Genomic DNA, 17002 nt, shown 5'->3' with positions numbered 1-17002 from the left:
AGGATATGCGCATAACCACTCCGCACCCCTTTCGAACGCTTATTCCAACCCCGCTACCAGCCCGTCGATCGCGCCTTGCAGGATGTAGCTGGCGGCCAGCTTGTCGACCAGTTCGTCGCGCCGGGCGCGGCTGGCGTCGGCTTCCAGCAGGGTGCGTGTCACCGCCTGGGTCGACCAGCGTTCGTCCCAGAGCAACACAGGGCATCCCAGGTCCGCGACATTATGGGCGAAGGCGCGGCTGGCCTGGCTGCGCGGCGAACTGGTGCCGTCCAGGTTCAGCGGCAGGCCGATGACGATGCCTTTCACCTGCTGCTGCGTGATGAAGGCGGCGAGGCCGATCTTGTCCTTGCTGAACTTGCCGCGATTGACGGTGTAGGCGGGGCTGGCGATTGTCCAGGCGGCATCGCACAGGGCAAGGCCGATCGTCTTGGTGCCGACATCCATGCCGATCAGCCGTCCGCCCTGCGGCAATGCTTCGCGAAAGGCCACGCGATCCGTCGTTACCAGTGTCATTGGCCAAAATCTCTCATGACCATGCCCCTGTCACGTATTCGGGCCAAAGTCACTTCCTGAGGAACGCCGCCAGTCTTTTCTGAGCGTCCTGACGCACATTGCCCCAAAAGAGGCTATAGTCATACACATGATAGTTGTTACCCGGCAGGGTGAACGGGCCCATGTCGACCGGCTCGCCGATCATCAGCACGCCGCTGGTGTCGCAACGCGCCGGAACCACGCCGGTGATGAGCTTGGGCGCCTTACCCTGTTCGCGCGCGTCGAGCGTGCCGATATTGGCGCTGGCCGGGGCCGCGCCGTTGAAGGCGCCGGTGATCGGGTTGGTGCAGAGCATGTGCGTGCCCTTGCGCGGTTGCCCGGTATAGCCGGTCTTGCGCTCGAAACTTTCGACCACGGCGGACGGATCGGCCGGTTCGGCATAGCTTTGCCAGCTTACGATGCAATGGGCCTGGTCCTGCCGCGCGCAGGCGGGCAGGCCGAGTGCGGGCAGGTCCGCCTCCACCGACACCGGCCAGCCCACGGCATAGACGGCGGCGATACGGTCGGCGATCGGCTTACCCGCCACCTGTTCGCGCAGAAGCTGCAACAGGTGGCGTGACCCCTGGCTGTGCCCGGCCAGGATCAGCGGGCCTTTCGGGTTGGCTTTCACGAAGGCGGCGAAGGCCTGGCTTATGTCGCGATAGGCGGCGGCGAGCGCCTTGTCGCCCTCCGGCTTGTCGGTCAGGAACGCGCCATAATTGGCCTGGCGATAGCGGGGCACCCAGACGGTGCCCACCGCGTTGAAGGCGCTCGCCTGGCTCATGACGAAGCGTTTCGCGGTGGCGTCGGCGTCCTTGTCGTCCAGCCGGGCATTCCAGTGGGAGTCGCCGAAGGTCGTGATGTAGCTGGTCGGATGGATGAAGAAGATCGCGGCCTTCTGTGCAGATTTTTGCGCGGTCTGGGGCGTCGTCACTCCGGCGGGGGTCCAGAGCGCCGGATTGCCCTTCTCTATGTCCGGCCGGGCGATCCACATGGTCGCGTCGACATAGGCGTCGGCGGGCAGCGGCTGAAGCTCGGTGAAGGATTCGCGCGGCACCATCACCATGCGGATCAATTGCATACCCCAGACGCGGTAGACCAGCAGCGCGGCGATCACCAGCACCACCAGCGCCGCGATGACATAGAGGAATTTGCGCTCCACCCACACTCTCCGACCAGCAGGAGCGTGTCGCCCCCATGCCTGCTCTGTCTGACGCATGGAACGGGCGCGCGCAAGCCGTGCTAAAGCCGCTTGAAGCGGACGGGCACGGGTGGTAGCGGCGGCCCATGTCGATAGACCTTCAGACCGTGAAAAAGATCGCCAGCCTTTCGCGCATTTCGGTGACTGACGCCGAAGCCGAAGCGATGGTGCCCGAACTCAACAACATCCTTGGCTGGGTGGAGCAACTGGGCGAGGTGGACGTGACCGGCGTGCAGCCGATGACCGCCGTGATCCCGAACCACCAGCGCCTGCGCGAGGATGCCGTCACCGACGGCAATGTGCGCGACAAGGTGCTGGCCAACGCGCCGCAGGCCGAACATGGCTTTTTCGCGGTGCCGAAGGTGATCGAGTGATGACGGTGCGGCATCGCTCGATCATCCCCGCACCAGCGGGGATCCGGAAAACAAAGACTCTGCGTCCAGTAGCCCTGGATGCTGACTTTCGTCAGCATGACGAGGGAGTGGCATGACCGATCTTACTGACCTTACCGTAGCCGAAATCCGCGACGGCTTCCGCGCGGGTGATTTTTCGGCGCGCGACGTGGCGCAGGCGTTCAACGCCAATGTCGCCGCAGCCAAGGCGCTGAACGCCTTCATCGTCGAAACGCCGGAAAAGGCGCTGGACGCTGCCGATGCCGCCGACAAGGCGAAGGCTGCGGGCGAAGCGCTGGGACCGCTTTCAGGCGTGCCGATCGGCATGAAGGATCTGTTCTGCACCGAAGGCGTGCAGACGACCGCCGCCAGCCACATGCTGGAAGGTTTCGTGCCGACCTATGAGTCCACCGTTTCGAAAAAGCTTTGGGATGCGGGCGCGGGGATGCTGGGCAAGCTGAACCTCGACCAGTTCGCCATGGGCTCCTCCAACGAGACCAGCTATTATGGCAATGTCATCTCGCCCTGGCGGCGGAGTGGTGGCGACAATGCTGCGCTGGCGCCGGGTGGGTCTTCGGGCGGGTCATCGTCGGCCATTTCCGCGCGGCTTTGCCCGGCGGCGACCGGGACCGATACCGGCGGATCGATCCGCCAGCCTGCGGCCTTTACCGGCATCAGCGGCATCAAGCCGACCTATGGCCGTTGTTCGCGCTGGGGCATTGTCGCCTTCGCCTCGTCGCTGGACCAGGCCGGGCCGATGGCGCGGACGGTGCGCGACAATGCGATCCTGCTGGAGGTGATGGCGGGCTTCGATCCAAAGGATTCGACCAGCCTCGATCTGGCCGTTCCCCAGTGGGAAGCCAATCTGTCGAGCGATCTCAAGGGCAAGAAGGTCGGCATTCCCAGGGAATATCGCCCCGATGGCCTGAACGCGGAAATCGCGGCCTTGTGGGATCGCGGCATCGCATGGTTGAAGGACGCGGGCGCCGAGGTGGTCGAGGTGTCGCTGCCCCACACCAAATATGCGCTGCCGACCTATTATATCATCGCCCCGGCCGAAGCATCGTCCAACCTCGCCCGTTATGACGGCGTGCGGTACGGCCAGCGCGATCTGCCCGATGGGGCGGGGTTGCAGGACATGTATGCCGCTACCCGCGCCGCCGGTTTCGGGCCGGAGGTCAAGCGCCGCATCATGATCGGCACCTATGTATTGTCAGCAGGCTTTTACGACGCCTATTATACCCAGGCGCAGAAGGTCCGGGCGCTGATCGCGCGCGATTTCGAGCTGGCTTTCGAGAAGTGCGACCTGCTGCTGACGCCGACCGCGCCGAGCGCGTCCTTCGCGTTGGGCGAGAAGCAGGCCGATCCGCTGGCCATGTACCTGAACGACGTCTTCACCGTGCCGGCGTCGCTGGCGGGGCTGCCCGCCATGGCGGTGCCGGGCGGGCTGGATTCGGCGGGATTGCCGCTGGGCCTCCAGATCATCGGCAAGGCGCTGGACGAGCAGACCGTGCTGAATGCGGGCCTTGCCATCGAAGAGCGCGCGGGCTTCACGGCGCGGCCGGAGAAATGGTGGTGAGCATCGACAGGTTCCGGGAACGGAATGTCGACATTCTGCGAGAGGCGCAGAATGCGCTGAACATCGCCTTCGGGGCTTTGCTCAGCGCCTATGCGGGCAATTCGCTGGCGGATATCGACAACCATCCCTTCGACCATGTCATGCTGGCCCAGTTTTTCGTCGCCGTCGCCCTGTTCATCCTGGGCCTGTGCGTGGGCAACAACGTCATCCTGCGCGGCGAGTTCAAGCTGGGGGCGGTCTTCATCAGCCTCAGCGTCGTGTGCGGCCTGTGGGCGCATCATGCCGGACGGATGCTCGGTTTCGAGGTCGTCATCCTTCGGCTGTTGACCGCGACCTGGCTTTTCGCCCTGTTGGTCAGCGATGCGGCGCTGACCGTCATTGTCTATCTTCATCATCGGAACGAACTATGAGCAGCTACAGGATTCAGGGCGCAACCGGGGAGTGGGAGGTCGTGATCGGCCTGGAAGTCCATGCCCAGGTGACGAGCCAGGCGAAGCTCTTTTCCGGCGCGGCCACGGCTTTCGGCGCGGAGCCGAACACGCAGGTGTCGCTGGTCGACGCGGCCATGCCCGGCATGTTGCCTGTCCCCAATCGCGAATGCATCCGCCAGGCGGTGCGCACCGGCATGGCGATCGACGCGCAGATCAACAAATGGTCGCGCTTCGACCGCAAGAATTATTTCTATGCCGACCTGCCGCAGGGCTATCAGATCAGCCAGCTCTATCATCCGATCGTGGGCGAGGGGCAGATCGAGATCGTGCTGGATGAGAAGAACCCGGAAACCAGCACCAAGGTGATCGGCGTCGAGCGCATCCATGTCGAGCAGGACGCCGGCAAGCTGATGCATGACCAGCATCCCACCAGTTCCTATGTCGACCTTAACCGGTCGGGCGTGGCGTTGATGGAAATCGTGTCGAAACCCGATATGCGTTCTCCTGCAGAAGCAGGGGCTTATCTGTCGAAGCTGCGGACGATCCTGCGCTATGTCGGGTCGTGCGATGGCAATATGGACCAGGGTTCGATGCGCGCCGACGTGAACGTATCGGTGCGCAAGCCGGGCGAAGAATTCGGCACCCGCACCGAGACGAAGAACGTCAATTCGGTCCGCTTCGTCATGGCGGTCGTCGAATATGAGGCGAACCGTCAGGTCGATGTGCTGGAGGCCGGGGGCAAGATCGTACAGGAAACCCGGCTCTATGACCCGGACAGGAACGAAACGCGCTCGATGCGGTCGAAGGAAGACGCGCATGACTATCGCTACTTCCCCGATCCCGATCTGCTACCGTTGGAACTGGACGACGCGTTTCTGGAGGAATGCCGTCAGTCGCTGCCCGAACTGCCCGACGCCAAGCGTCAGCGCTACGAGCAGGGGCTGGGCCTTTCCGCCTATAACGCCGCGACACTGACGGCGGACGCCGAAACGGCGCGCTGGTTCGAAGCGCTGCTGGCCGAAGGCGCACGCATCCAGAAGAAGAGCGAGGGCGAGGTCGCCAAGGCTTCGGCCAACTGGCTGCTGTCGGAACTGTACGGCGCGCTCAACCGGATTGGGAAATCGCTTGAGGATAGCCCGGTAAGCCCTGAAGAAGGCGCCGAATTGCTGGCGCTGGTGGCGGACGGCACGATCAGCGGCACCATCGCCAAGCAGGTGTTCGAGATCATGCTCGAAACCGGCGACAAGCCCGCGAAGATCGTCGAGGAAAAGGGCCTCAAGCAGACCAGCGACACCGGCGCGATCGAGGCGGCGGTGGCCAAGGTGCTGGCCGACAATGGCGACAAGGTCGAACAGTATAAGGGCGGCAAGGAAGCGCTGTTCGGCTTCTTCGTCGGCCAGACGATGAAGGCGATGCAGGGCAAGGCCAATCCGCAGGTCGTGAACGAACTGGTGAAGAAGGGGCTGGCGAGCTGATCGCCGCCTTCCCTCTATACGCCCATAAAATCGGGCGATAAGCCCTTGGTCAGGCCGCAGCGAGTCGGGGGGACTCGTGGCCTGAACGGGGGAAGATGGTGCGCATCGGGCTGTGGGCTGTTGCGTTTCTGGGCCTTGGCCTTTCGATGCCTGCGCAAGCCGGGACAGAACCGGTCGTGACGCGCCCGGAGCCGGCCACATCCTCCGTGCCGGCAGGCACATATGTCGATTTCGAGATATTGGACCCGCTCAATTCCAAGCTGTCCAAGCCGGGGGATCGTTTCCGAATTCGGACCACGGTGCCGGTCGTGCTGAACGGGGCGATCGTCGTTCCGGAAGGCGCGCCGGGCGAGGGCGAGGTGATCCATGCCGCGCGGGCGCGTGCGGCGGGCAAGGCCGGTGAGTTGATCCTGGCGGCCCGCTTCATCGAGCATCAGGGGCAGAGGATTGCCCTGCGCAGCTTTCGCTTCGCGCAGGCGGGAACGAGCCGCACGGACGAAGCGGCGTGGCTCAGCCTGATCGCGGTGCCGGTTGCGCTGTTCATGGCCGGTGGTGACGTCGATGTACCCGCGGGCACCAGGGGACAGGCCAAATTGGTGGCCGATCTGCCGTTCGTCTCTTCGCCGGGCGGCAACTGAATTTTCAACGGGAGGGTATGGAATGAAGAGCCATGTGATCTTGACGCTGGTGGCGATCGGTTGCGCGACATCGGCGGTCGCGCAGGACGCACCGGAAATCGCTGCGGCGGGCGCTGCCATGTCCGATATTCCCGAAGGCAAGGGGAAGATCATCTTCTTTCGCAAGGGTGGCCTGATGGGCGCGGCCATTTCCTGCGCGGTGCATGAGAAGGAGGAGAAGTTGACCAGCCTGCCGCCGGGCAAGTTTGCGGTGGTTTATGCCGAACCGGGCATTCACGAATATTCGGTCAAGAGCGAGGCGACCGATACGCTGCGGCTGGAGATCGAGCCGGGCGAAACCTATTATTCCAAGTGCAGTATTTCGATGGGGATCATGGCCGGCCGTCCCAATCTGTCCCCTTCGGACAAAAGCACCTTCGACGCCATGAGCGCGAAGCTGAAGCCGGTCGAAATCAAGACGGAATAAAGCCGGGACTATCGCACAAAGACAAGGGGCGCCACCGGGGGGGACCGGCGACGCCCCTCTTTTTGTGCCCGGCGCCCCTTGGGGAGGGGCGTCATGCCGGAGCGAAACGGACGGACCGGGAGGGTCTGTGGGGTGTGGCCCGTCCATTCATCAGCTAGACGTCACAGGATGAAGTTAACCGTCGCCCTAAATGAGAGGGCGACGTGATTTTGTTGTTCCTCCGCGCCGACTTCGCCGCCGATGCGGAAACTTTCCGTGCCGCCATAGAGGCGCGCCCGCCCGGTCCAGCCGCTGGTGCGTTCTTCCGAAACTAGGGTGAACTGGTCGCCGCCCTTGAAATAAGCGGTGGTGTTGCCGAGCGATCCGCCGACGATCTGGCGCCGGCCGCCCTCCAGTTCCAGGCGCAGCCAGCCCTCTTCCGGGTTGAGGCTGCCAAAGTCATAGCCCGCCGTCACCGTGCCGTTGGCGGTCGTTTCGTCGCTGGTGCGGCCCAGCACGGTCAGGTTGAACGCATCGCCGCCGCCGGTTTCGGCATAGCCGTCCTCCTTCAGGCGATAATAGTCGATACCCACCGCCGGGCGCAGGCCAAAACGGCCCATTTGAAACTGGTATGACGCGCCGGCCGTGGCCGAATAGAGCCTGCCGTTCCATTTGCCGTTGGCGGTACGGGTGACGTCGCCATTTTCGAAATGGCGCGTGCCCGAAAAGTTGATCGTTGCGGCGGACAGGCGGGCGAAGGCGAGCAGCGGACCCCATTGGCCGCGCCAGTGCGCCGCCAGCTCATATTGGTCGGAATCGACCGCATTGTTGGAACCGCCGCTGGAATCGCTGCCATGGATATAGGCAAGCGATCCGCCGAACGCGCCGAGATCGGTCAGATACTCCGCGCCGCCGCCCGCACCCCAACCGGTGATGTCGTAGGAAGCGGTGCTGCCCACGCTCTTGGCGCTGCCGAAGGCCACCTGCTGCAACCAGAAGCCCAGGCGGCCGTCCTTGGTCCGGTAGATGCCGTTGGGGTCCGACAGGATGCGTGCGGTCGCTCGTGAGCCTGCCGTCACCGCTTCGAACGTGCCGCCGGCATGATCGGGCAGCATCTGGCGCAGGTTGGCGTTGAGCGTGCTGCCGTCGGTGATGCCCAGATAGGCGTTGGCGATTTCGCTGTCATTGTCGAGCGCGTTGAAGATCGCCGGATAGGCGCGCGCCAGTGATCCGGTCAGCCCCAGTTCCGATACGCTCTTGGCGGCGACGGAGAGGGTGACGGTGCCTGCGCTGCTGTCGCTCGCGACGCTGCCCTTGAACATATAGGGCAGCAGCGTTTCGGTATCGAGTACCGGGGCGCCGCTCAATGATCCGGCGCGGACGATGACATAATCGCCTGCCGATCCGCCGACCTGGGCCAGGTTGACCCTGACCTCAGATCCGCTGGCGAAGCTGGCGGCGCCAGCCACGTCATATGTTGTATGCGCGCCGGTGGCGGCATTGATGGTGACGCCGATGGTCGATGTCGCGCTGGCCGAAAGCGACGCCAGGCTGACGCTGCCGGTGTTGGTGGCGTTGAGCGTGCCGCCGTTCAGCACCACGGCCATGCCGCCGCCATTGCTGATCGCGCCCGACAGGGATGATGTGCCGCCCAGCGTCAGCGTGCCGTTGCCGCCGCCGAAATCGACACCGCCGGTGATTGCCGCGCTGTCGGCCAGCGACAGCGACGCATTGCCGGTGCCGAAGGCGACATTGCCGGTCAGGCTGGACGTGCCGGACAAGGAGAGGCTGTCATCGCCAGCGCCGAAGCTGATATTGCCGGTGATGCTGCCCGCGGAAACCGTCACTGCGTCATTGCCCGCACCCAGCAGAATGTCGCCCGTGATTTTCGGGGCCGAAGCGGTGGAGGAGGCCCGCGCCTGCGTCAGGGTGATGCCGCTGCTGTTGGCGCTCAGGTCGATCGCGACATTGGTAACGCCGCCAGACGCACTGATCGTGCCGGTGTTGGACAGGCTGGAGACGGTGCCGGACGAATCGAGGATGGCGATGGCGGTGCCGTTCTTATTGTCCAGCGCGGTTGCGACGATGGTGCCGCCGACCTTGATATTGCCGACGGTCGCGCCGGAATCGATCACCAGGCCGCGCGCGGCGGTGCCGCTTTTCGACGCGCCGGTCGCGCCCACGGTGCCGTTGACCTCGACCGTGCCGGCGCTGGCGCCCGAACCCAGGCGCAGGCCCGTGGCGTTGCTGTCATAGGAGACGGCGGCGACGGTGCCGCTGACCAATATGCCCTTGGCGATGTCGACATTGCCGCCCAGCCCGCCGACGACCAGGCCGTTGGCGTTGACGCCGTCATAGATGCCGTAACCGGCGATGCCGCCCTTGACGATCAGGCCATAGCCCGAACTGTCGCCGGTCACGGCGCCGATTACGGTGTTGGCATCGGCCGCGCCGACCTGAACCGCGGCGGCGGAACCATATGTGACGACGGCGGCGGAACCTTCGGTGCTGTCGGTCAGCCCGTCATCATCGACGTCGGTGTCCGTGTCGCTGAGCGTCGGCGGTATGTCGAAGATGACGCCGCCAGCGACATTGCCCGCGATGACGATGGCCGATCCGCCCTGCAGCAGGTCGTCCGCGTCCAGCTTCGACACGTCGGTGGGGCGGGTGGTGTAGCGATAGCCGGTGCTGGTGATGGCGCCCTGGATCTTGAGCGTGCCGCCGACATCGCCCAGCAGCGCTGCGCCGATGCTGTTCGCGCCGGTGACGGTGGTGGTGCCACGCAGCGTGGCATTGCCGCTGATGTCATTGGCCAGCACGCCATAGCTGTTGTCGCCGATGACGGAGGTTGTGCCGCTGGTCGACAAATTGCCTGTCAGCGTGCTGTCCAGGCGAATGCCCGCCGACTGGTTGCCCTCGATCGAGATGGTGCCGCTATGGTCGATATTGCCGACATGGGCCGCGCCGGACTGGACCCAGATGGCATTCTTGCCCGTCCCCTTGGCGAAGGGGCCGTCCAGATCGCCGTCGCTGTCGGTGTCGGTCGCGGTATAATTTTCGGTCAGCGTGATGGTGCCGCTGTTGGTGATGGCGCCGGTCGTGCCGGGCGCGACCAGGATGCCCGTGACATTGTCCGCATCGTTGATCGTGATGGTGCCCGCGTTGGATACGCTGTTGCTGCTGTCGACGGTGACGGCTGTGCCGCTGGTCAGGGTGATCGATCCCGCAGAGCTGATGATGAGATTATCGGCTGCACCGCTGGCGATGGTTGATGTTTTGACGGCGGTCGTGGTGGCGGTGCCGATCGTGGTGTCGGCTGCCGCTTCGGCCACCGTCAGGGCCGCCAGCACGGGGGCGATGGCCGTGCAGGCCAATAAATGTCGCATGATGTCTCCTCTGCGTGCCGCGCTCGATTTCATGGCGCGTGCGCATGAGACGGCGCCGAACGGTGCATTCCGTCAGGCAATGCGATGAACGGTTGTTCAGAAAGCGAAGTCGACCCCGATCCGCAGGGTGCGGGGGCGCATTGGTGTGTAATAATCGGTGCGCAGGTCGAAGGGGGTGCCGAGCGAAAAACGGTTGCCGTCACTGTCGAGCAGATTGGTGAGCGACAGCGAATATTGCACAACGCCATGGGTCAGGCTGGCGGTCAGGCTGGTGTCGACATAGTTGCCCTGGGTCCGCCCCAGGATCGGCCCGACGCCCAGCCGCGACTTGCCCACATATCGGGCCGCACCGTTCAGATGGAAATCCAGATCGTCGCCCAGCGGTGCCCGATAGTCGAAGGCGATCCGCCCGCCAAGATTGGCGACATTGGGCAGTGACAGCGACCGCCCGTCATAGGACAAGGTGCGCAGGAACTGGGCCGGCTGGCTGAGGCGGCTGTCATTATAGATGAAGCTGCCGTCCAGGGTCATCGCGGGGATCGGGCGCACGACGATCCGCCCTTCGACCGTGTAGATGCGCCCGTCGCCGATATTGGCGGTGGTGGGCAGGCCGATCCGGTCGGTGACATCGGCCTGGATGTCGCGCCAGTCGGTATAGGCGACATTGGCGCTGATCGCGATCGGATCGCGCCCCGGCGCGCCCTTGCGGAAGCCGATCTCGAATGTGGAGATGCGGTCGTTCTGGAACCGGCGGACACGCTGATCGTCGACCGCCAGGCCGCCGGGGCGGAAGCCCTGCTGGAACTTGGCGTAGAGGGTGACGCCGGGAATAGAATCGGTGAGGATGGAAGCGGACGGCAGGAAGACCGTTTCATTGCGATCCGCCTGTGCTTCGGCTCGCGCCAGGTCGGCGAAGGAGAGCGCCGCGACGGGATCGAGCGCTTCACCCGACAGACGGCTGTTGGTCAGCCGCCCGCCAACCGTGGCGATCAGGCCCTTGACCGGTTCGAAGGATGCTTCGCCGAACAGGGTCGCTTCCCTGACGCTGTTGCGCACGCCAGTCGCGGCAGCGGCCATGCCCATGCCATAGACCGGTACGCCCGGAATGACTTCCGGCTGCGCGGGCATGGTTCCGAATGACGTCAGCGACCGATGGAGGCGGGACGTGCTCTGGAGATAGGAAGCGCCCAATATCCAGCCCAGGCCATTGTCCAGGTCGCGTACCAGCCGGTTTTCGGTGGAAAAAATATTGACCAGATTATTCTGACGGAAAAGAGCGGGCGCGCTGCCTGGCTGGGTCGCATCATAGCTTTCGTTCAATTCGTGCCGGACATAACCGGTCGAGGATACGAAGCGCAGATTGTCCCACTGCCGCTCGATGCGGACATTGCCCAGCAGATAGTCGGAATCATAAGGTTGGGCGACGGCGGAGGCGCGTTCGAGGCGACCGACCGAGCGTGTCGCATATTGGGCGTCATCGCCATCGATATGCTGGTAGACGCCGCTCAGGTCGATGACCCAATTCTCGTCGGGCGCAATGCGCAACGCCGCTCGCCCGCCATAGGTACGCACGCGGTTGACGTCGTCCTTGTCACGGTTGGCGTCGTCGATATAGCCGCCTTCCTGCACGCCATAGCCGACCAGGCGCAACGCCACCTTCTCCGCGACGATGGGCAGGTTGAGCGTGGCGGAAAGGTCGCCGCCGGGGTCGCCATGCTGAATGGCGGAAAGGCCCGCTGATATCTGCCCGCCATATTCGCCCAGATTGGGGGCGTTGGGCATGATGCGGATGATCCCGCCCAGCGATCCCGCGCCATAGAGCGTGCCTTGCGGCCCTTCCAGCACCTCGACCCGGCTGACGTCGTAGAGTTTCAAGTCGGGATCGGGCGCGGCATAGTTGAGCCGCATGTCGCCGAAATATTGGCCCGTTGTCGCCTGGGTCGGCCCGGCGACGCCGGAATCCGCGATGGCGCGGATGAACAGCTTGTTGCGGCCATTGCCGGCATAGGTGGAGCTGAGGCTGGCGACCCGCGCCAACAGGGTGGCGGAGCCGCTCGCCGCTTCGCCGCTGGTAAAGGTGCGATCGTCCAGCGCCTCGACCATGCCGGCATAGCGGGGCAAGGGGATGTCGCGCTTGGACGCGGTGACGATGATCTCGACGGGCGGTTGTTCGGGCGCCGGCGCGACCTGGATCGGCGCAGCGGACGCGGCTGACGACGCAGACGCATGATGGGCGCGCACGATGCGCCAGGTGGTGGCGTCGATCCGCCGGGCCGTCGCGCCGGTGCCCTTTAGCAGGCGCTTGAGCGCGGCCTCGACGCTCAATCTGCCCTCCATGCCTGCCGTGGCGATGCCGGCCAGCGACTGGTCGGACATGCCGATGCTGACCCCTGTCTGACGGCCGAGCGCAATGGTCGCCTCACCCAACCTGCCGGGGGCGATGCTGATGGCCTGTCTGTCCGCCGCTTGCGCGGGCGCTGCGCTCGCTATGGCGAGGGCGGTGACGAGATGAAGGTCAGTTCTGCGGAGCATCCCCTTCCTTCAGCAACCATGCGTCACCCTGCTGCACGGCGGAAAGGCCCATGAGCGGCGCGGCTCCGGCGAAGAAGCGCGCGGGATTCCTGTCGAGGCGGATGGTGCCCGTGAAGCGGCTGACCCCGGCCTGCGGCGTGAAGCGGACCGTGATGCCGAGCGAGCGGGCAATATCCTCGCCCACCTGGGTCACGGGCGCGTTGGCATAGATCAGGCTGCCCTGTCGCCAGCTTGCGACGGCGGTCGGCGTGACGTCCATCACGCGCAGGCCCTGTTCGTCATTGGCCAGCCCGCGCCCGGCGGGCAGGGCGATGGCTTCGGCCTGCGGATTGTAGATGACCTTGCCTTCGGACACGCCGATTCGCGTCGCGCCGCCGGCATGGACGATGTTGAACACCGTGCCGGCATCCTCGAACACCGCGTCGCCCACCGTCACACGGAAGGGATTGGCGCCGTCATGCCGCACGGTGAAGGCTGCTTCGCCCTTGTCCAGGGCAGCGAAGCGCGCATCCTTGCGGTCGAGCCGTAGGCTGGTGTCGCCGTTCAGTTCGATTTTCGTGCCGTCGCCAAGTGCGATATTGCGTGTCTCGCCCGGCTGGGTGGTGACGGTGTAGATGTCGGCGCGATTGAGCGTGCCGATGGAAATGGCTGCGACCAGCGCCGCCGCGACCGCGCCGCCGCCGACCCAGCGCCATGGGCGGCGCCTGGGTTCGACGTCGTTCGCCGCCACCGGCATCGCTACCGGTTCGGGCGGGATGATCGCCTCCAGATCGGCATCCGCCGCCATCAGGGCGTCATAGGCCCCTGCGTGCGTAGGGTCGCCCTCCAGCCAGATGGTGAAGGCGTCCCAGTCGTCAAATTGGGGATCGCGCGTGCGGATTACCCACGCGAGCGCCTCCTGGTTCATCATGGCTTCAGCCCTGTTCATCTCTTGCCCCTTACAGAGATTGACGCCACCGACGCGCTCATTCCGTATCCATTTTCTGCTTGAGCGCAAACATCGCACGATAGGCCTTTTGCAGATCCTTTTCGACGGTTGTCAGGCTGACCCCCAGCTCGTCGGCGATGATCTTCTGTCCCACGCCTTCGATCCGGAAACGGCGGAACACCAGTTCCACCCGCGGCCCCAGACTGCGGAGCACGCCGCGCGCCTGATCCAGGCGCTGGTTCAAGATCATCCGTTCATCCACGGCGACATCGTCGGTGGGGTCCGCCATCACGCCGCCCGCGCCCTCCGCCCAATCCTGTTCGCGGCGTTCGCGCCGGGTGGCGGATCGATAACGATCCAGCATCAGATTATTCGCCATGCGATAAAGATAGGGCAGCGGGTCGGCGACGGGGCCGATATCCTTGGCCTCCAGCTTCACCCACATGTCCTGCAGCAGATCCTCGGCATCTTCACCCGCGCCGCGCGCGCGCAGGAAGCGCAGCAGGGCGGGGCGGTTTGCCATGAATATCGCGGAAAGGCCGGTGGCCATGCCTGTCTTTGTCCAATGCGTGGCGATCAGGCGGGTTGCCATAGAGGGGAGGAAGGGGTCTTGGCAATCCGCAAGGCTGTTTACCTGCGTGCATGGCTGCTTTAGCCCTTCGTCCGGGACGGGCAGGAGCATAGGGTGCATGGCGGAAGGTCTGGACAGGGCGGCGGCGCAGGCGGCGGGGATGGACCCGGACCGGCTGGATGCGTTGCTGGGCTTTCTGGACCGGACCTACATCGAATCGGGCAAGTTGCCGCACATGCAGTTCCTGCTCTCGCGCGACGAACGGCCTATCCTGTCGGTGACGCGGGGAGCGGCGCGGGCGAAGGGCGATCCGTTGCGCGACGATGCGCTCTACCGCATCGCCTCGATGACCAAGCCGGTCACGTCGGTTGCCTTTATGATGATGGTCGGGCAAGGGAAAGTCGCGCTCGATACCCCTGTGGCGGACATCATCCCGGAATTTGCGGACCTGCGAGTCGGGCGCGCCAATCGCACGCGGCCCAGGCGGCCGATGCTGATGGTCGACCTGCTGCGCCATGCATCGGGTCTGACCTACGGCCTGCAACGCCAGACATCGATCGACGCGCGCTATCGCAAGCTGGGGTTGGACGAGTTCCAGCAGAAACGCACATCTGACCAGTTCATCGCCGACCTGGCCACGCTGCCGCTGGAATTTTCGCCGGGCGAGCGATGGAATTATTCGGTGTCCACCGATGTGCTGGGCGTCGTGATCGAGCGGCTGACGGGCCTCGATCTGGAGCGCGCCTTCCGCCGCCACATCTTCGATCCGCTCGGCATGGCGGATACGGGCTTCCTGCTGCCGGGCGACAAGGCGTACCGCCTGACCGACGCCTGGCGGCTGGAAGAAGGTAGTGGCCGGTCGGTCGCCGACCATGGCGCGCGCAGCGGTTGGCGACGGGAACGTTTCCTGTCGGGCGGCGGCGGTCTCGTGTCCTGCGCGGCGGACTATCATCGCTTCGCGCGCATGTTGCTGCGAGGCGGGGAATTGGACGGCGTGCGTCTGCTTGCGTCCGAAACGGTCGAGCAGATGCGCGGGAACCGGCTGCCCGGTGGCGGCGATCTGGCCAGCCTGTCCAGCGGCATGTTCAGCGAAGCGGACTATCAGGGCGTGGGCTTCGGCCTGGGCTTCGCCGTGGGGCTGGGCGGCGGCGAATATTATTGGGGCGGTGTTTTTTCGACCTATTTCTGGATCGATCCGGTCGAACGGCTGATCGGCATCTTCATGACCCAGTTGCTGCCATCCAACGCCTATCCGGTGCGCGCGCAATTGCGTCAGGGCGTGGCGGACGCGCTGATTGACAGATATCGGGTCTGAAGGAGCAGATTTGTAGAAGCGAATGTCGAATCGCGGATAGGGCGATCAAAGACAATCTTGCGGTTTAAAGGGAAAACCGTACATTATATTCTACTTATGGTGAGGGCTGTGATGAAGTGTAATATTTGCGGATGTGAAGATTTTGTCGACATGAACAGTCGGAAAAATGTTCGATGCAGAAATTGCGAATCCTTGGAACGCACCAGATTATTCTGGATGTATGTGGAACGTTTCAATATCTCAAGAGGAGATAAGGTTCTTCATATTGCGCCAGAAAGGGGAATATATCAAGGATTAAGGGATAAATTGGGCGATGGGTACACAACTGCGGATATTTCTCCGGAGAATTATGCATTCGCAGAAGGATGTAGAAAGATAGATTTAACTGATCTGGATCATTGGCCATCGGAAGAATATGATTATATCTTTCATATTCATGTTATGGAACATATTCCCTGCAATATTGCGTATACACTATTTCATTTACACAGGATGCTCAAGAAAACAGGAACGCACCTGTGCATAATACCTTTCATGGCCGGTCGTTTTGATGAGACCTTTGAAGATATAGGCGATCAGGAGCGGTCCAGAAGATTTGGACAATATGACCATGTCAGGAAGTTCGGCAGGGACGATGTTGGATCTCATTTGGGGAAGATCGTTTCTCTGCCGGACAAGTTTGATGTGACACAGGATTTTTCGGAGCAAGCTCTCGAAGCCGCGAACATTCCTCCATCGCATTGGCAAGGGCTGCACATCGGAACGGTGCTGTCGTTGAAGCGGTCTGACTATAAACTAGCATTCTGAGGTGTCCGCATTAGCGCAACGGACGCCCGGCATGAGGGTCGCGTAATATCCTGATGGATGGGGCGAGGGCATGGCGATCCACGCCCGCCGAATCGATGTGGACGCCCATACTGACGCCGCGCTCCGATAAATCTATTTTATTTCAAAGGGATAGGTGGTGAGTCCAGCTGGGTTCGAACCAGCGACCTACTGATTAAAAGTCAGTTGCTCTACCGACTGAGCTATGGACCCGTCCGTGCGGTGGAGGACGCCCTAATGGGGGCGGGGCGGCTGGTCAACCTTGGGTTTCGCTTTTTGCAGGCGGGCGTGGAGATGGCGGATGGCAAGGCCCGTATGCGGGTCGCGCCAGCCTGGCGCTGTGGCTCGAAGCGGCGTGAGGACGAAATAGCGGTTGCGAAAGGCGGCGTGGGGGATAGTCAGCGTGCGGCTGCGCCAGCATCCGCCCGACCAGAGGATGATGTCGATGTCCACGCTGCGCGCGCCCCAGCGGCGATGACGGCGGCGGCCGAGACGGTTTTCGATCGACTGGAGGAAGGCGAGCATGGCGGGCGGAGGCAGGGCGCTTTCCACCAGCAGCGCGCCATTGGCGAAAATCCGGGTCGATGGGCCGAGCGGGGGGGTGAAGATCGTCGGCGACACCGCCAGCACCCGTGCCCGATCGCCGATCAGGACCGTGGCTTCCGCCAGCAGGCGCGGCGGCGTGCGGCGCGCGGACAGCGGCCGGTTCGATCCCAGCGCCAGCGCATAAAGGTGAAATGGTTCGGCCATGCA

15 protein-coding genes and 1 tRNA gene are annotated in these 17002 nt (G+C 63.8%); 8 read left to right on the top strand and 8 right to left on the bottom strand.

All coding sequences use genetic code 11. From position 1 onward, the window contains the following. Positions 1–39: 39 nt before the first annotated feature. The gene (gene ruvX / locus MOK15_RS06690; RefSeq protein WP_242932662.1) at positions 40–507 is read right to left on the bottom strand and encodes a Holliday junction resolvase RuvX; all 468 of its coding nucleotides are present in this window, start codon (positions 505–507) and stop codon (positions 40–42) included. Between the two features lie 55 nt (positions 508–562). Next, entirely contained in the window at positions 563–1693 is a 1131-nt protein-coding gene (locus MOK15_RS06685; RefSeq protein WP_242930881.1) for a DUF3089 domain-containing protein, read from the bottom strand. A 125-nt stretch (positions 1694–1818) separates the two neighbouring features. Here MOK15_RS06685 and gatC point away from each other — a divergent pair, with 125 nt between their 5' ends. The 6 genes from gatC (at position 1819) to MOK15_RS06655 (ending at position 6713) form a co-directional block, all read left to right on the top strand. Further along, positions 1819–2106, top strand: coding sequence for an Asp-tRNA(Asn)/Glu-tRNA(Gln) amidotransferase subunit GatC (gene gatC / locus MOK15_RS06680; RefSeq protein ID WP_242930880.1), 288 nt, complete (start codon positions 1819–1821; stop codon positions 2104–2106). A 112-nt stretch (positions 2107–2218) separates the two neighbouring features. After that, entirely contained in the window at positions 2219–3703 is a 1485-nt protein-coding gene (gene gatA, locus MOK15_RS06675) for an Asp-tRNA(Asn)/Glu-tRNA(Gln) amidotransferase subunit GatA (protein WP_242930879.1), read from the top strand. Next, on the top strand, positions 3694–4113 hold the full coding sequence (locus MOK15_RS06670) for a hypothetical protein (RefSeq protein WP_242930878.1): 420 nt from the start codon (positions 3694–3696) through the stop codon (positions 4111–4113). The genes gatA and MOK15_RS06670 overlap by 10 nt, the downstream gene beginning before the upstream one ends. Next, positions 4110–5609 carry an Asp-tRNA(Asn)/Glu-tRNA(Gln) amidotransferase subunit GatB gene (gene gatB, locus MOK15_RS06665; RefSeq protein WP_242930877.1) on the top strand — a complete coding sequence of 500 codons (1500 nt, stop codon included), beginning with the start codon at positions 4110–4112 and terminating at the stop codon, positions 5607–5609. The genes MOK15_RS06670 and gatB overlap by 4 nt, the downstream gene beginning before the upstream one ends. Before the next feature lie 95 nt (positions 5610–5704). After that, a complete protein-coding gene (locus tag MOK15_RS06660; RefSeq protein ID WP_242930876.1) occupies positions 5705–6247 on the top strand; it encodes a hypothetical protein in 543 nt (180 codons plus the stop codon). A 22-nt stretch (positions 6248–6269) separates the two neighbouring features. Then, complete coding sequence (locus tag MOK15_RS06655; RefSeq protein WP_242930875.1) at positions 6270–6713, top strand: DUF2846 domain-containing protein; 444 nt, start codon at positions 6270–6272, stop codon at positions 6711–6713. Positions 6714–6874: 161 nt separating this feature from the next. Here the strand turns inward: MOK15_RS06655 and MOK15_RS06650 are convergent, their stop codons facing one another. The 4 genes from MOK15_RS06650 to MOK15_RS06635 all read right to left on the bottom strand — a co-directional run bounded on the left by MOK15_RS06650 (position 6875) and on the right by MOK15_RS06635 (position 14088). Further along, entirely contained in the window at positions 6875–10078 is a 3204-nt protein-coding gene (locus tag MOK15_RS06650; protein WP_242930874.1) for an autotransporter outer membrane beta-barrel domain-containing protein, read from the bottom strand. Positions 10079–10174: 96 nt separating this feature from the next. Beyond that, positions 10175–12610 carry a TonB-dependent receptor gene (locus tag MOK15_RS06645; RefSeq protein WP_242930873.1) on the bottom strand — a complete coding sequence of 812 codons (2436 nt, stop codon included), beginning with the start codon at positions 12608–12610 and terminating at the stop codon, positions 10175–10177. Further along, a complete protein-coding gene (locus MOK15_RS06640; protein ID WP_242932661.1) occupies positions 12594–13520 on the bottom strand; it encodes a FecR domain-containing protein in 927 nt (308 codons plus the stop codon). The genes MOK15_RS06645 and MOK15_RS06640 overlap by 17 nt, the downstream gene beginning before the upstream one ends. A 55-nt stretch (positions 13521–13575) precedes the next feature. Then, on the bottom strand, positions 13576–14088 hold the full coding sequence (locus MOK15_RS06635; RefSeq protein WP_242932660.1) for a sigma-70 family RNA polymerase sigma factor: 513 nt from the start codon (positions 14086–14088) through the stop codon (positions 13576–13578). Between the two features lie 139 nt (positions 14089–14227). Here MOK15_RS06635 and MOK15_RS06630 point away from each other — a divergent pair, with 139 nt between their 5' ends. Together MOK15_RS06630 and MOK15_RS06625 are read left to right on the top strand one after the other, a co-directional pair. Further along, entirely contained in the window at positions 14228–15424 is a 1197-nt protein-coding gene (locus tag MOK15_RS06630; RefSeq protein WP_242930872.1) for a serine hydrolase domain-containing protein, read from the top strand. A gap of 192 nt (positions 15425–15616) precedes the next feature. Continuing rightward, positions 15617–16231, top strand: coding sequence for a class I SAM-dependent methyltransferase (locus tag MOK15_RS06625; protein ID WP_242930871.1), 615 nt, complete (start codon positions 15617–15619; stop codon positions 16229–16231). Positions 16232–16386: 155 nt separating this feature from the next. Here the strand turns inward: MOK15_RS06625 and MOK15_RS06620 are convergent. Both MOK15_RS06620 and folK read right to left on the bottom strand, forming a co-directional pair. Beyond that, a tRNA-Lys gene (locus MOK15_RS06620) sits at positions 16387–16462 on the bottom strand. Positions 16463–16483: 21 nt separating this feature from the next. Further along, positions 16484–16999, bottom strand: coding sequence for a 2-amino-4-hydroxy-6-hydroxymethyldihydropteridine diphosphokinase (gene folK / locus MOK15_RS06615; protein ID WP_242930870.1), 516 nt, complete (start codon positions 16997–16999; stop codon positions 16484–16486). Positions 17000–17002 lie beyond the last annotated feature (3 nt).

The organism is Sphingobium sp. BYY-5 (assembly GCF_022758885.1).
Classification (GTDB): Bacteria; Pseudomonadota; Alphaproteobacteria; order Sphingomonadales; family Sphingomonadaceae; genus Sphingobium.
The sequence above is the reverse complement of the archived record's forward strand: the minus strand, read 5'-3'. Positions and strand labels throughout refer to the sequence as shown.

What these genes read in the sequence shown, in the direction of transcription:
- gatC (WP_242930880.1), top strand. Translation starts at nt 1,819, where the DNA reads ATGTCGATAGACCTTCAGACCGTGAAAAAGATCGCCAGCCTTTCGCGC.
- gatA (WP_242930879.1), top strand. Translation starts at nt 2,219, where the DNA reads ATGACCGATCTTACTGACCTTACCGTAGCCGAAATCCGCGACGGCTTC.
- MOK15_RS06670 (WP_242930878.1), top strand. Translation starts at nt 3,694, where the DNA reads ATGGTGGTGAGCATCGACAGGTTCCGGGAACGGAATGTCGACATTCTG.
- gatB (WP_242930877.1), top strand. Translation starts at nt 4,110, where the DNA reads ATGAGCAGCTACAGGATTCAGGGCGCAACCGGGGAGTGGGAGGTCGTG.
- MOK15_RS06660 (WP_242930876.1), top strand. Translation starts at nt 5,705, where the DNA reads ATGGTGCGCATCGGGCTGTGGGCTGTTGCGTTTCTGGGCCTTGGCCTT.
- MOK15_RS06655 (WP_242930875.1), top strand. Translation starts at nt 6,270, where the DNA reads ATGAAGAGCCATGTGATCTTGACGCTGGTGGCGATCGGTTGCGCGACA.
- MOK15_RS06650 (WP_242930874.1), bottom strand. Translation starts at nt 10,078, where the DNA reads ATGCGACATTTATTGGCCTGCACGGCCATCGCCCCCGTGCTGGCGGCC.
- MOK15_RS06645 (WP_242930873.1), bottom strand. Translation starts at nt 12,610, where the DNA reads ATGCTCCGCAGAACTGACCTTCATCTCGTCACCGCCCTCGCCATAGCG.
- MOK15_RS06640 (WP_242932661.1), bottom strand. Translation starts at nt 13,520, where the DNA reads ATGATGAACCAGGAGGCGCTCGCGTGGGTAATCCGCACGCGCGATCCC.
- MOK15_RS06635 (WP_242932660.1), bottom strand. Translation starts at nt 14,088, where the DNA reads ATGGCCACCGGCCTTTCCGCGATATTCATGGCAAACCGCCCCGCCCTG.
- MOK15_RS06630 (WP_242930872.1), top strand. Translation starts at nt 14,228, where the DNA reads ATGGCGGAAGGTCTGGACAGGGCGGCGGCGCAGGCGGCGGGGATGGAC.
- folK (WP_242930870.1), bottom strand. Translation starts at nt 16,999, where the DNA reads ATGGCCGAACCATTTCACCTTTATGCGCTGGCGCTGGGATCGAACCGG.